At 74.9% G+C, this 13,451-nt stretch carries 10 protein-coding genes and 1 riboswitch; of the genes, 5 read left to right on the top strand and 5 right to left on the bottom strand.

From position 1 onward, the window contains the following. Positions 1–35 precede the first annotated feature (35 nt). Positions 36–2,186, top strand: a complete 2,151-nt coding sequence (locus ABZ621_RS26860; protein WP_360608835.1) for a hypothetical protein — start codon at positions 36–38, stop codon at positions 2,184–2,186. Here ABZ621_RS26860 and ABZ621_RS26855 read toward each other — a convergent pair. Beyond that, positions 2,153–2,566 carry a Fur family transcriptional regulator gene (locus ABZ621_RS26855; protein WP_360608833.1) on the bottom strand — a complete coding sequence of 138 codons (414 nt, stop codon included), beginning with the start codon at positions 2,564–2,566 and terminating at the stop codon, positions 2,153–2,155. The two genes, ABZ621_RS26860 and ABZ621_RS26855, sit on opposite strands and share 34 nt — an antisense overlap. A gap of 149 nt (positions 2,567–2,715) precedes the next feature. Between ABZ621_RS26855 and katG the strand changes: the two genes are divergently transcribed. After that, positions 2,716–4,941, top strand: coding sequence for a catalase/peroxidase HPI (gene katG, locus ABZ621_RS26850; RefSeq protein WP_360608831.1), 2,226 nt, complete (start codon positions 2,716–2,718; stop codon positions 4,939–4,941). Positions 4,942–5,039: 98 nt separating this feature from the next. Here the strand turns inward: katG and ABZ621_RS26845 are convergent, their stop codons facing one another. Both ABZ621_RS26845 and ABZ621_RS26840 read right to left on the bottom strand, forming a co-directional pair. Then, the gene (locus ABZ621_RS26845) at positions 5,040–5,876 is read right to left on the bottom strand and encodes a class II fructose-bisphosphate aldolase (protein WP_360608829.1); all 837 of its coding nucleotides are present in this window, start codon (positions 5,874–5,876) and stop codon (positions 5,040–5,042) included. A 52-nt stretch (positions 5,877–5,928) separates the two neighbouring features. Beyond that, positions 5,929–6,852 (bottom strand): sugar isomerase, encoded by a 924-nt coding sequence (locus ABZ621_RS26840; RefSeq protein ID WP_360608827.1) that lies wholly within the window; start codon positions 6,850–6,852, stop codon positions 5,929–5,931. 148 nt (positions 6,853–7,000) lie between these two features. Here ABZ621_RS26840 and ABZ621_RS26835 point away from each other — a divergent pair, with 148 nt between their 5' ends. Then, a complete protein-coding gene (locus ABZ621_RS26835) occupies positions 7,001–7,807 on the top strand; it encodes a DeoR/GlpR family DNA-binding transcription regulator (protein WP_360608825.1) in 807 nt (268 codons plus the stop codon). A gap of 205 nt (positions 7,808–8,012) precedes the next feature. Then, positions 8,013–10,067 carry a phosphocholine-specific phospholipase C gene (locus ABZ621_RS26830; RefSeq protein WP_360608823.1) on the top strand — a complete coding sequence of 685 codons (2,055 nt, stop codon included), beginning with the start codon at positions 8,013–8,015 and terminating at the stop codon, positions 10,065–10,067. Positions 10,068–10,082: 15 nt separating this feature from the next. Here the strand turns inward: ABZ621_RS26830 and ABZ621_RS26825 are convergent, their stop codons facing one another. After that, the gene (locus tag ABZ621_RS26825; protein WP_360608821.1) at positions 10,083–10,694 is read right to left on the bottom strand and encodes a hypothetical protein; all 612 of its coding nucleotides are present in this window, start codon (positions 10,692–10,694) and stop codon (positions 10,083–10,085) included. A gap of 307 nt (positions 10,695–11,001) precedes the next feature. Further along, positions 11,002–11,187: riboswitch (cyclic di-AMP (ydaO/yuaA leader) on the top strand. A 4-nt stretch (positions 11,188–11,191) separates the two neighbouring features. On the opposite strand from ABZ621_RS26825, the gene ABZ621_RS26820 reads away from it, so the two are divergent. Next, positions 11,192–12,085 carry a LysM peptidoglycan-binding domain-containing protein gene (locus ABZ621_RS26820; protein WP_360608819.1) on the top strand — a complete coding sequence of 298 codons (894 nt, stop codon included), beginning with the start codon at positions 11,192–11,194 and terminating at the stop codon, positions 12,083–12,085. Here ABZ621_RS26820 and ABZ621_RS26815 read toward each other — a convergent pair. Then, entirely contained in the window at positions 12,079–13,383 is a 1,305-nt protein-coding gene (locus ABZ621_RS26815; RefSeq protein ID WP_360608817.1) for a phosphoribosyltransferase family protein, read from the bottom strand. The two genes, ABZ621_RS26820 and ABZ621_RS26815, sit on opposite strands and share 7 nt — an antisense overlap. Positions 13,384–13,451 lie beyond the last annotated feature (68 nt).

Genomic DNA, 13,451 nt, shown 5'->3' with positions numbered 1-13,451 from the left:
CAGCCCTGTCAGTGGGCTGCGGCAGACTCGGGACCATGCTCACGGGGATCGACGACATCGACTGGACCGGGCTCCAGCACGCCTACGGGGACGCCTCCGACGTGCCGGACATGCTGCGCGGGCTGCTGTCCGCCGACGCGGACGAGCGGGAGCGGGCCCTGGACGCCCTCCACGGGACGGTCCACCACCAGGGGGACGTGCACGACAGCGCGGTCGCCTGTCTCCCCTTCCTCTTCGAGATCGCCACCACCCCCGGCCCCGGGGGACGCGGCGAGGTGGTGGAGCTGCTGCGGAGCATCCACGGCGACGGACGCGACCCCGAGGTGATGGACTTCTGGTCGGACGACGAGGAGGAGTACGAGGAGTGGCGCCGGCTCCTCGCCCGGGCCGAGGCGGACGTCCGCGACCGCGCCGGGAGCCTCCTGCCGCTCCTCGCCGACCCGGACCCCGGGGTCCGGCGGGCCGTGCCGGGGGCGCTCGTACAGCTGCTGCCCGACCCGGAGGGCGTGCGGGCCGCCCTGACCGGACGGCTCACGGCGGAGGCGGAGGCGGACCCGGCCGTGCTGCGCGCGCTGGCCGCGGCCCTGGGCGACCTGGGAGTACGCCACTCCGGGCTCGCCGGGGCTGCGGCCGACGCGCTGCTGCCGCTGCTCGACCGGCCCGGCGGCGGCCTCCCCCTCGCCGCGCTCACCGCCCTCGCGCGGTGCGCCCCGGACCGCCTCCCCGAACCGGGCGTCACGGCCCGGCTGGCGGCGGCGGAGCTGCGGACGGCCCTGGAGGGGCCGCCCGAGGCCGAACCGGCCCCGACGGGGACCACGGACACCCTGACCGGCTACCTGCGCCGGCTGCGCGCCGAGCACACGGCGGGCGCCCGGGCGCCCTGGGCCACCGACCTCCTGGGCGAGCTGCACTTCGCCCTCGGCGACCGGGTGGAGGCGCGGTTCGCGCTCGTCGCCGACCAGCTGGGCAGCCCTGAGCGGGGACAGCGCCGCGAGGCGGTGAACGCGGCCGGGACCCTGCTCACCGGCTGGCGGGGGCCGCACGAGGAGCCCGTGCGGCTCCTGGGCGGGCTGGCCCTCGGCGCCGACCCGGTCCTCGCCCGCGAGGCGGCCTCGGAGCTGTGCCGGCTCGCCGTCATCGGGGCACCGGCGGCCGGGGCGCTGGCCGAGCGCGTGGCGCGGGGGCCAGGGCTGCCGCCGCAGGCGCGCTGGCACGAGACGAGTTACGGGGCGGCGCTCTGCGCGCTGGCGGCGCAGGGCGACCGGCGGGCCGTCCCCGGACTGGCCGAGGTGCTGCGCTACGGACACGTGCCCGAGGAGCTGCCGGAGTGGCTGGCGCGCATGGCCCCGGCGACGGCCGCCCTGCTCGCCCCCGCCCTGACCGCCCGGCTGGCGGCGATGGTCGGCGCGGGCCGGAGCTCCTTCGCCGCACAGCTCCTGGGCGCGGCGACCGTGGCCGCGCCGGAGGCCGCCGTCACGGCCGCGGTCGGCTATCTGGGCCTGGCGGGCAAGGCCCGGCTCCGCTCCCGGGGAGCGGCGCTGCGCACCCTCGCCGGTCTCGGCTCCGCGGCGCGGCCCGCGCTCCCGGTCCTGCGCTCCCTCGTCGGGGAGGCCGCCGGGCCCGGGCTCGCGGCGGCGCTGTGGGCGGCGGGCGGCGACGCGGAGGCCGAGCGGGCCCTGACGATGCTGGCGGCGGGGCTCGACGCCGGGAACTCCGGGAGCGCGGGCGCCGAGCGGTACGAGGCCCTGCGCGCGCTCGCGCGTGCGGGGACGGCGGCGGCGCCCCTGCTGCCCGCGCTGCGCGGGCTCGCCGCGCGCCCGGAGGAGGTCGACGCCTGGCACGCGGGCGCGCTGGCGGAGGCCCTGTGGCGGGTGGGCCGGGACCCCGGGGAGACGCTGGCTGCGACCCGGCACGCGTGGGACCGGAGCCGCGCCGACCGCCCCGACATGACGGAGATCTGGGCGGGCCTCGGCCCGGCCGCGGCCCCCGTCCTCCCACTGCTGCGAGCCGAGGCGGCCGCGCCGCGCCGCCACGACAACGAGGGCGGCCGGCGCGGCCGGACGCGCTTCCGCGTCGCGCGGGACGAGCGGCTGCTCCGGCACGCGCGGACCGTCCTCGCCGCGTGCGGGGCCCCGGACCCGGGGCCCGGGGATCAGGCCGAGCAGTTCGGGCAGAGACCCCGGTAGGTGACGTCGACCTTGGAGACGGTGAAGCCGTAGCGCTCGGAGTCGGGGAGGACGGCGAGCGGGTCGCCGTCGGGGTGGACGTCCCGGATGGTGCCGCACTCCACGCACACCAGGTGCTGGTGGGCGTGGCGGGCGTTGGGGTCGTACCGCTTCGCGCGGCCGTCGGTGGAGAGCTCCACCACCTCGCCGAGGGTGACCAGTTCGCCGAGCGTGTTGTAGACGGTCGCCCGGGCGATCTCGGGAAGTCGCTCCACGGCGCGTGCGTGCACCTCGTCGGCGGTGAGGTGCACGTGCTCGCCGTCGAGGACCTCCGCGACGACACGCCGCTGCGACGTCATCCGCCAGCCTCGGGCGCGCAGCCGCTCCAGCAGGTCACTCATAGGGGCTACCTGTTTCCTTCTCGGCGAAGGGGCGGGGCGCGAGGCGTCCTGCCCCCGGGCCCCGCACCTCCACTTTGGCGTTGTTCTTGACTTGGACTTCGTCCATTGTAGGATCAGTTTTGTTGATGGCCAAGGGACAGGAAGAGCTCATGTCTGAGAACCTCGATGCACACGGCGGAGACGCGAAGGCCGCGGGCGGCGGCTGCCCCGTCCCCCACGGGCAGCGCGCCTCGCACCCCACCCAGGGCGGCGGCAACCGCCAGTGGTGGCCGAACCGGCTGAACCTGCGGATCCTGGCCAAGAACCCGGCCGTGGGCAACCCGCTCGGCGAGGACTTCGACTACGCCGAGGCCTTCCAGGCGCTCGACCTCGCCGCCGTGAAGCAGGACATCGCCGAGGTCCTCACCACCTCGCAGGACTGGTGGCCGGCCGACTTCGGGCACTACGGCCCCTTCATGATCCGCATGGCCTGGCACAGCGCGGGCACCTACCGCATCAGCGACGGCCGCGGCGGCGCCGGCGCCGGCCAGCAGCGCTTCGCCCCGCTCAACAGCTGGCCGGACAACGGCAACCTCGACAAGGCCCGCCGTCTGCTGTGGCCCGTGAAGAAGAAGTACGGCCAGGCCCTCTCCTGGGCCGACCTCATGATCCTCACCGGCAACGTGGCCCTGGAGTCGATGGGCTTCGAGACCTTCGGCTTCGCCGGCGGCCGCGAGGACGTCTGGGAGGCCGACGAGGACGTCTACTGGGGCCCCGAGACCACCTGGCTCGGCGACGAGCGCTACTCCGGCGACCGCGAGCTGGAGGAGCCCCTCGGCGCGGTCCAGATGGGCCTCATCTACGTCAACCCCGAGGGCCCCAACGGCAACCCGGACCCGATCGCCGCGGCCCGCGACATCCGCGAGACCTTCCGCCGGATGGCGATGAACGACGAGGAGACCGTCGCCCTCATCGCCGGTGGCCACACCTTCGGCAAGGCGCACGGCGCCGGCCCCGCCGAGAACGTGGGCGCGGACCCGGAGGCGGCCCCGATCGAGGCGCAGGGCTTCGGCTGGGCGAGCAGCTACCGCTCCGGCAAGGGCGCCGACGCCATCACCTCCGGCCTGGAGGTCACCTGGACCACCACGCCCGCCCAGTGGGGCCACGACTTCTTCAAGCACCTCTTCGAGTACGACTACGAGCTGACCAAGAGCCCCGCGGGCGCCCACCAGTGGGTGGCCAAGGACGCCGAGGCGATCATCCCGGACGCGTACGACCCGGCGAAGAAGCACCTCCCCACCATGCTCACCACCGACCTGTCGCTCCGCTTCGACCCGGTCTACGAGCAGATCTCCCGCCGCTTCTACGAGCACCCGGAGCAGTTCGCCGACGCGTTCGCCCGCGCCTGGTACAAGCTGACCCACCGTGACATGGGCCCGGTCGTCCGCTACCTCGGCTCCGAGGTCCCCTCGGAGGAGCTCGCCTGGCAGGACCCGCTGCCGGCCCGCACCCAGGAGCCGGTCGACGCGGCGGACATCGCCTCCCTCAAGGAGAAGATCCTCGCCTCGGACCTGACGGTCGCCCAGCTGGTCGGCGCCGCCTGGGCCGCCGCCTCCTCCTTCCGCGGCAGCGACAAGCGCGGCGGCGCCAACGGCGGCCGCATCCGCCTGGAGCCGCAGCGCGGCTGGCAGGTCAACAACCCGGACGACCTCGCCCAGGTGCTGCGCGTCCTGGAGGGCGTCCAGGAGTCCTTCAACGCCGGCCGGACCGACGGCAAGCAGGTCTCCCTCGCCGACCTCGTGGTCCTCGCGGGCTCCGCGGCCGTCGAGAAGGCCGCCGCCGCCGCGGGCCGCACCGTCGAGGTGCCCTTCACCCCGGGCCGCGTGGACGCCTCCCAGGAGCAGACGGACGTCGAGTCCTTCGCCGCCCTGGAGCCGCAGGCGGACGGCTTCCGCAACTACCTCGGCAAGGGCGTCCGCCTCCCCGCCGAGTACCTGCTGGTCGACCGCGCCAACCTGCTCACGGTCAGCGCCCCCGAGCTCACCGTCCTCGTCGGCGGCCTGCGCGCCCTGGGCATCACCCAGCCGGGCACCTCGCTCGGTCTGCTCACCGCCACCCCCGGCACGCTGACGAACGACTTCTTCGTCAACCTGCTGGACCTGGGCACCACCTGGTCCCCGACCTCCGGCGACGCGAACACCTTCGAGGGCCGCGACGACGCGACCGGCGAGGTCAAGTGGACCGGCACCCGCGCCGACCTGGTCTTCGGCTCGAACTCGGAGCTCCGCGCCCTCGCCGAGGTCTACGCGAGCGACGACGCCCAGGACAAGTTCGTGACGGACTTCGTCGCCGCCTGGACCAAGGTCATGGACCTGGACCGCTTCGACGTCCGCTGACCCACCCCCGCCGGGGCGGCCGCCGTGAGCCGGCCGCCCCGCACCCCCCGCGCCCCCGTGACCCCGCCCCGGTCACGGGGGCGCACCCCTGTCCGGGGTCAGCGGGGGTCGAGCACGCCGAGCAGGTGGGTGACCGCCTCGGCGACCGCGACGCGGGCCGGGGTGAGGTACCGGCGCGGATCCACGTCGGCCGGGTGGGCGGCGAGGTGGCCGCGGACGGCGCCGGTGAAGGCCTTGTTGAGGTGCGTGGAGACGTTCACCTTCGTCATGCCGGCGGCCACGGCCCGCGCGAGCAGCGGGTCGGGGACGCCCGAGGAGCCGTGCAGGACGAGGGGGACGTCGACGGCGGCCCGGAGCCGGGCGACGAGGTCCAGGTCGAGGACGGCGTCCCGGGTGACCATCTGGTGGACGCTGCCGACGGCGACCGCGAGGGCGTCGACGCCGGTGGCGGCGACGAAGGCGCGGGCCTCGCCGGGGTCGGTGCGGACTCCGGGGTCGTGGGCGCCGCCCTTGCCGCCGACCTCGCCGAGCTCCCCCTCGACCCAGACGCCGTGCCGGTGGCAGAGGTCGACGACCTCCCGGGTGGTGGCCACGTTCTCCTGGTACGGGAGCCGCGCGGCGTCGAACATGACGGAGCCGAGGCCGAGCTCCACGGCCTCGCGCACGAGGTCCGGGTTCTCCGCGTGGTCGAGGTGGACGGCGACGGGCGTCTTGGCGGCGCGGGCCAGCGCGAGCGAGGCGAGCGCGACGGGTTCGAGGCCGCCGTGGTAGCGGACGGTGTTCTCGCTGATCTGGAGGACGACGGGCCGGTCGGCCCGCTCGGCGCCGGTGACGATGGCCTCGGCGTGCTCCAGCTGGAGGACGTTGAAGGCACCCACGCCGGTGCCGTCGGCGTGCGCCCGCCGGACGATCTCGTGGGTCGGGGTCAGTGGCATGGTCCTGCTCCGGGGACGAAGGGGTGGGTACGGGGCCGGCGGGCGGGCCGGGTCAGGCGCCGGTGTCCGCGAGGACGACGGAGCGGGTGAGGTTGCGCGGCCGGTCGGGGTCGAGGCCGCGGGCCTCGGCGACCGCGACGGCGAGGCGCTGCGCGAGGACCAGTTCGGCGAGCGGGTCGAGGCCGCGGGCCACGAGGGTGCCGCCGACCGCGCGGATCTCCTCGGCGAGGCCCCCGGGCAGCGGCCCGAAGCTCCAGGCGACGCGCCCGGGACCGGTGATGCTGATGGGCCCGTGGCGGTACTCCATCGCCGGGTACGCCTCCGTCCACGCACCGGCCGCCTCCCGCATCTTGAGCCCCGCCTCCTGGGCGAGGCCGTAGGTCCAGCCGGTGCCGAGGAAGGTGAACTGCCCGGCCTCGCGGACCGCCTTCTCCAGCGGCTCGACCAGGGCGAGTTCGGCGTCGTCGGCGGCCCGGGCGACGGTGCCCACGCCCTCGGGCAGCGCGCCCTCGGCCTCCAGGTGGGCGCGGAGGAGGGCGAGCGCGGTGGTGGCGAAGCGGGTCTGGACGACCGACTCCTCGTCGGCGAAGTCGAGGACGGCGACGGCGTCGGCCAGCTCCCTCACGGGGGTGGCCGGGTCTGCGGTGATCGCCCCGGTGGCGACGGTGCCGGAGAGCCGGGCGAGGACGGCGAGCACCTCGCTGGTGGTGCCGGAGCGGGTGAGGGCGACGACCCGGTCGTAGCGGCGGCCGAAGGGGAAGCGGGAGGCGGCGAAGGCGTCGGTCTCGCCGTGGCCGCCGGCCTCGCGCAGGTCGGCGTAGGCCTGCGCCATGAACCAGGAGGTGCCGCAGCCGATCACGGCCACGCGCTCGCCGCGCCGGGGCAGGGCGTCCACGTGCCGCGGCAGCGTGCGGGCGGCTTCGCGCCAGGCCTCGGGCTGGGTGGCGATCTCGGCGGTGGTACGGGAGGGGGTCATGCGCACTCCTTGCACGGAAGTGACAGAGTCAATGCGTGAAGATGCTCGGAACGCTTCTCATTCAAGCAGAATCACTCATCCGGCTGCCAGGTACCGGCGCCCGGTCGACGTAGGATCGGAGCCGTACCCACGGGAGGATCGGTCTGGCATGTCCAAGCACGAGCGGTGGAACGCGCTCCTGGAACTCCTGGCGTCCGCCGGAAAGGTGGAGGTCGAGGAGGCGGCGGCCACCCTGGACGTCTCCGCCGCCACGATCCGCCGCGACCTCGACGAACTGGCCGAGCAGCGCCTCCTCGTCCGCACGCGCGGCGGGGCGGTCGCGCACGGCGTCTCGTACGAGCTGCCGCTGCGCTACAAGTCGGGCCGGCACGCCGCCGAGAAGGCCCGGATCGCCGCGGCCGCGGCCGAGCTCATCGCCCCCGGCGAGGTCGTCGGCCTGAACGGCGGGACGACGACCACCGAGGTCGCGCGGGCGCTCGCGCTGCGCTTCGCGGGCGAGCGCGCCGAGACCGGAACCCCGACCACCGCCTCCGGCCCGGCCCTGACGGTGGTCACCAACGCGCTGAACATCGCCGCCGAGCTGGCGGTGCGCCCGCAGATCAAGATCGTGACGACCGGCGGGGTGGCGCGCCCGCAGACGTACGAACTGGTGGGCCCGCTCGCCGCCGGGGTCCTGGGCGAGGTCGTCCTCGACACGGTGGTGCTCGGGGTGGACGGGATCGACCCGGAGCTCGGGGCGATGGCCCACCAGGAGGAGGAGGCGAGCATCAGCCGACTCTTCGCGGAGCGCGCGAGCCGGGTCGTGGTGGTGACCGACGCGTCGAAGCTGGGGCGGCGCGCCTTCGCCCGCATCTGCGGCCTGGACCGGGTCGACCTGCTGGTGACCGACACCGGGATCGACGCCGGGACGGCGGACCGGCTCACGGAGGCCGGCGTCCGCGTCCACACGGTCTGACGGGCCCTCGTCACCGCGCGGAGCGGGGCGTCCGACACCCTATTGGTCGGACCTCATACCCATCCCGCACTGGTCCGACCAGGATGAACAGGCCCGACCCGGCTGTTCACCAAGCCCTTGCCGCACGGGTGTACACCTTTGCGAACCGCTCCCCCATCATGTCCCCGACGTGCCGCGAGGGCACACCGTGACAGGAGGGGCGGGCATGCTTCCCATCAGCCGCAGGGGGTTCGTCGGGATCGGCGCGGGACTCGGCGCCGGACTCGTCACCGGGGCCGCGCCGCCCACCGCGACGGCCTCGGACGCCACGACGGCCTCGGCCGCCGCGCGGGCCGCGACCGGCACCCTCACCGACGTCCGGCACGTCGTGGTCCTCATGCAGGAGAACCGCAGCTTCGACCACTACTTCGGCACGCTCCGCGGGGTCCGCGGCTTCGGCGACCGGGCGGCGGGCAACATCCCCGGCGGCTGGAGCACCTTCCAGCAGCCCAACTGGGGAGGCAGGCAGTTCCCGTGGAAGCTCGCCGACACCCCGCCGGCCGGCGGTGTCGACGGCGAGACCCTCGCCCAGTGCAACGGCGACCTGCCGCACAGCTGGACCTCGCAGCACGCCGCCTGGAACAAGGGCCGGCTCGACAACTGGGTGACCGGCGTCGGCAACACCCGCACCCTCGGCCACCTGGACCGCGCCTCCATCCCCTTCCACCACGCCCTCGCCGACCACTACACGGTCTGCGACGCCTACTTCTGCTCCGCGCTCAGCGCCACGGGCCCCAACCGCACCTTCCTGTGGAGCGGACGGATCGACGGCTCCAGCAAGGACGGCGGCGAGGAGTCGGGGCTGACCTGGGAGACGTACGCGGAGGCGCTGCAGCGGGCCGGGGTGAGCTGGAAGGTCTACCAGAACGCCCAGGACAACTACGGCGACAACGGCCTCGCGTACTTCAGGAAGTTCACCGACGCCCGGCCCGGCGACCCGCTGTACGACCGGGGCATGGCCTCGGTCCCGAAGGTCACCGGCTCGACCCCGGACGACATCGCCGCCGCGATCCGCGCGGACGTCGTCGCCGGCACGCTGCCGCAGGTGTCGTGGGTGGTGGCGAACGAGGCGTTCTCCGAGCACCCGTACGCGCCGCCCGGCGACGGCGCCCACTTCGTCGACCTCGTCTACCGCGCCCTGACGGCGGACCCCGAGGTCTTCGACTCCACGGTGATGATCCTCAACTACGACGAGAACGACGGCTTCTTCGACCACGTGCCGCCGCCGGTCGCCCCGCCCGGGACCCCCGGCGAGTACCTCGACGGCGTCCCGATCGGCCTCGGCTTCCGGGTCCCGATGCTGGTCATGTCGCCGTGGACGCGGGGCGGCTGGGTCAGCTCCGAGGTCTTCGACCACACCTCCGTGCTGCGCTTCCTGGAGACCTGGACCGCCGCCCTCGGCACTCCGGCGGCCTGCCCGAACATCAGCGCCTGGCGCCGGAAGGTCACCGGCGACCTGACCGGCGTCTTCGACTTCGCCCGCCCGGTGTACGGGGTCCCCGCCGGCCTGCCGTCGACGGCGAAGGTCATCGGCATGGACACCTGCGCCCCGCTGCCCAACCCCGCCCCGCAGAACAACGCCCTGCCCGCCCAGGAGCCCGGAACCCGGCCCGCGCGGGCGCTCCCCTACCAGCCGAACGGCAACCTGGACCGCTTCGAGTTCGGCGCCGCCGGCAAGATCCTCGCCTGGTTCTCCATGACCAACCAGGGCCCGCAGGCCCACCGCGCCGCCCACTTCTCGATCCACCCGCACCAGCACCGCGACACCGCCGCGTGGCAGTACACGGTCGACCCGGGCACCACGGCCACCGACTACTTCAACATCGGGCTCGGCTCGGGCTCGGGGAAGTACGACATCTCGATGATGGGCCCGAACCGCTTCCTGCGCCGCTTCATCGGCGACGCCTCGAAGGCGGGCAAGGCGATCGAGGTGGCGGCGCGGTACGCCACGGAGCCGGGCACCGGCAAGACGGCGGTCTGGTTCCGGATGACCAACGCCTCCGGCGGCCCGGTCACCTTCACCGTCCGCTCCAACGCCTACCGGACGGACGGCCCGTGGACGTACACCGTCGCGGCGAACTCCTCGCGGGAGGACTTCTTCAACGCCGTGGCGTACGCGGACGGCTGGTACGACTTCACGATCCTGGCCGACATCGACGGCACCTGGTCGCGCCGCTACACCGGTCACATCGAGACGGGCGCGCCGAGCGTCACGGGCTGACGGCCCGGCGGGCCCTCACCTCCCGGCCAGGGACGCGCGCCGGATGGTGGCGTCGAGGAGCGCGAGCGCGTCCTCGGCGGTACGGCCCGGCGCGCGGTTCCAGGGGCCGATGAGCCCGTGCCACCCCCGGGACCGCAGCTCGGTCATGATCCAGGCGCCGGACTCGTTCATGGTGGCCGCGCTGCCGTGGCCGAGCCGGTGGGCGGCGAGCAGGGCGCCACAGAGACAGCGGGCGCCACGCGCGTCGCGCAGCTTGTACGGGGTGTTCTGCCAGCCCCACTCGGTCAGCACCCGGCGCGCGTACGCCAGGTGGACCGAGGGGCGCACGTCGGCCCGGCCGATCCTGCGCCAGACGTGCAGCCGGTCCGGGAGGACGGCCCCGACGCGGCCCGGCAGCGGGCGCTCGGCGGGCGGGGACGGGGGCAGCGCGTCGAGCGCGCCCAGGGCGTCGGCGACCAGCCGGTCCACGGGGACGGAGAGGAGGGCCCGCCAGGCCTCGGGGGCGGCGCCCTCGTAGAGGCGGGCCGCCTCGCGGTCGAGGGCGTCGAGGGCGTCGGGGGTGTCGGGGATGTCGAAGGCGTCGGGGTCGAGGGCGTCGGCGTCGACCAGCAGGGCGAGGGGTGACATTCCCCCATAATTAGCCACATATGTCTGCTTTGCGCGTTATGCGCCACCCGTTCCGCACTCAAGTCGGCGCACAATTCCCCTAAAGGCGCCAGTCGCCCTATTCGGACATTGCGCACCCCGTGACGTGACTCACTCGCCGCGATCCACAGGCGGCCCCTCGTCCGTCACCACCCGTGCGGGACAAGGGATTCGGGAACGGTCGCCGAAACGGTAGATCTTGAATTCCGCGCGTTCGATCTTCGGTTTCGCTTTTCCGGTGCATTCACGTCTTGTTCCCCGCCGCATTTCTCGCCTACGGTCACCTCCATTCGGACGGACGCCTAATCCTGCCACCGCCCGAAAGACCTCCCATTGCACCCGACGGCAGGAGCGGGGGACCCACCACACCGCCGGTCCGGTAGCCCGGAGCGGCTCGGGGTGAAGCCGCGTGCGCGCGGCCGGACAGCTCCAGTCCGAACCCGACAGCTCACCTCGCAGGCGCCGGAGAGGAAACCGTCATGCCCGCTCACGGCAAGCACCGCCGCCCCCGACGCCGCCCCGTCTCCCGAGGTCTCGCCTTCGCCGGAACCGGCGGCGTGGCCCTCGCCCTGCCCCTGGTCGTGCCCGCCACGGCCGGCGCCGAGCCCGTCGCGCAGCCGGCGGCTCCGACCGCCGCCGTGGCCGCCCCGGCCGCCCTGGCCGCCGCGCCCGCGAAGGCGCCCGCCGCCCCCGCCACTCGCGCGTACACCGTCGTGAAGGGCGACTCCCTTTCCCTGATCGCCCACCGAAAGGGAATTCAGGGCGGCTGGAAGTCGCTTTACCAGGCGAACAAGGAGGCCGTGGGTGACAATCCGTCACTCATTCACCCGGGCCTCGAACTGACGATTCGTCGGGATTCCGCGAAGCCCGCCGCGCAGACCGCCCCGAAGACCTCCGCGAAGAACGGCGACAAGCCGGCCGCGAAGCCCGCGAAGTCCGCCTCCGCCGGTTCCGCCGAACGGGCGAGCCGGTCCTCCGCCCGTGCCGCGGTCCCGGCCGTCCAGGCCCGGCCGGCCGCCGCGAAGGCCGCGCCCGCCGCCGCCGTCCAGTACGCCGACAACCTCGACGGCTGGATCCGCGAGTCGCTCGACGTCATGGCCCGGTACGGCATCCCCGGCTCGTACGACGGCATCCTCCGCAACGTGCTGCGCGAGTCCTCCGGCAACCCCCGCGCCGTCAACCTCTGGGACTCCAACGCCGCGAAGGGCACCCCCTCCAAGGGCCTGCTCCAGGTGATCGACCCGACCTTCGCCGCGTACCACGTGCCGGGCACCTCGCTCGACCCGTACGACCCCGTCGCGAACATCACCGCCGCCTGCAACTACGCGGCCGACCGGTACGGCTCCATCGACAACGTCAACGGCGCCTACTGATCCGACCCGTTCACGGCCGCCGCGAAGTGGCCGGTGAACCACTCCGTCGCCAGCGCCGCCACCTCCTCCAGGGCCCCCGGCTCCTCGAAGAGGTGACCGGCGCCCGGCACGACCTCCAGGCGGCTCTCGCAGCGCAGCAGTTCCCCGGCCCGCCGGTTGAGGTCGACGACGAGGCCGTCGGCGCCGCCGACGATCAGCAGCGTGGGGGCCCGCACCCCGGCGAGCCGCTCCCCCGCCAGGTCGGGCCGGCCGCCCCGGGACACCACGGCGGCCACGTCGTCGCCCGCTTCCGCCGCCGCCCACAGGGCGGCGGCCGCCCCGGTGCTCGCCCCGAAGTAGCCGCGCGGCAGACCCTCGGTGCCCGGCCGCCCGGCCGTCCAGGCGGCGGCGCGGCCGAGCCGTCCGGCGAGCAGCGGGGTGTCGAAGATCCGCGCGTGGTCGGTCGCCTCGGCCTCCGTGAGCAGGTCGAAGAGGAGGGTGGCGAGCCCGGCCTGGTTCAGGGCGGCGGCCACCGCTCGGTTCCGCGGGCTGTGCCGGCCGCTGCCGCTGCCGTGGGCGAAGAGGACCAGGCCCGCGGCCCCGTCGGGCAGCGCGAGCTCGCCCGGCAGCTCGGGCCCGCCGCCCGGGACGCGTACCGCCGTGTGGCGGACGGCCGGACCGCGCGCCGCCCGGCTCCGGTCGAGGCGGGCCACCACCTCCGCGTCCGGCGTCTGGTCGAACTCCCGGTAGTACTGCCCGACCGCGTAGAAGCCCTCCGGGGTGTGGACGGCGACCGTCTCGTCGGCCTCGCCGCCGAGCCGGGCCGTCCAGCCGTACGGCGCCACCGGCACGGCCAGCACGATCCGGGCGGCTCCTGCGGCCCGCACCGCCCGGCAGGCGGCGAGCGCGGTCGCGCCGGTGGCGAGCCCGTCGTCGACGACGACCGCCGTACGCCCCTCCAGCGGCACCTGTCGGCGGCTGCCCCGGTAGGCGCGGGACCGCTCGGCCATGACCAGCCGCTCGCGCTCCTCTGCCTCCTCCAGCTGGCGCCGGGCCACGCCCGCGTCCCGCACCACCTGCTCGTTGACGACCCGGACGCCGCCCTCCCCGATGGCCCCCATGGCCAGCTCGGGCCGGCCCGGCACGCCGAGTTTCCGCACCAGACAGATGTCCAGCGGCGCGTCGAGCGCCTCGGCCACCTCCGCCGCCACCGGCACCCCGCCGCGTGGCAGCCCGAGGACGACGACGTCGGACCCCTGGAGATGGCCGAGCCGGGCGGCGAGCTGCCGCCCCGCGTCGGCCCGGTCGGCGAAGTACATGGCACGCCGCCTTCCCGATCGGCGACCCCCTCGGGCGCGGGCCCTCGGACCCGGCCCGTACCTCCAGG

Origin of the sequence: Streptomyces sp. NPDC007863 (genome assembly GCF_040633895.1) — a bacterium.
Lineage (GTDB): Bacteria > Actinomycetota > Actinomycetes > Streptomycetales > Streptomycetaceae > Streptomyces.
The sequence above is the reverse complement of the archived record's forward strand: the minus strand, read 5'-3'. Positions and strand labels throughout refer to the sequence as shown.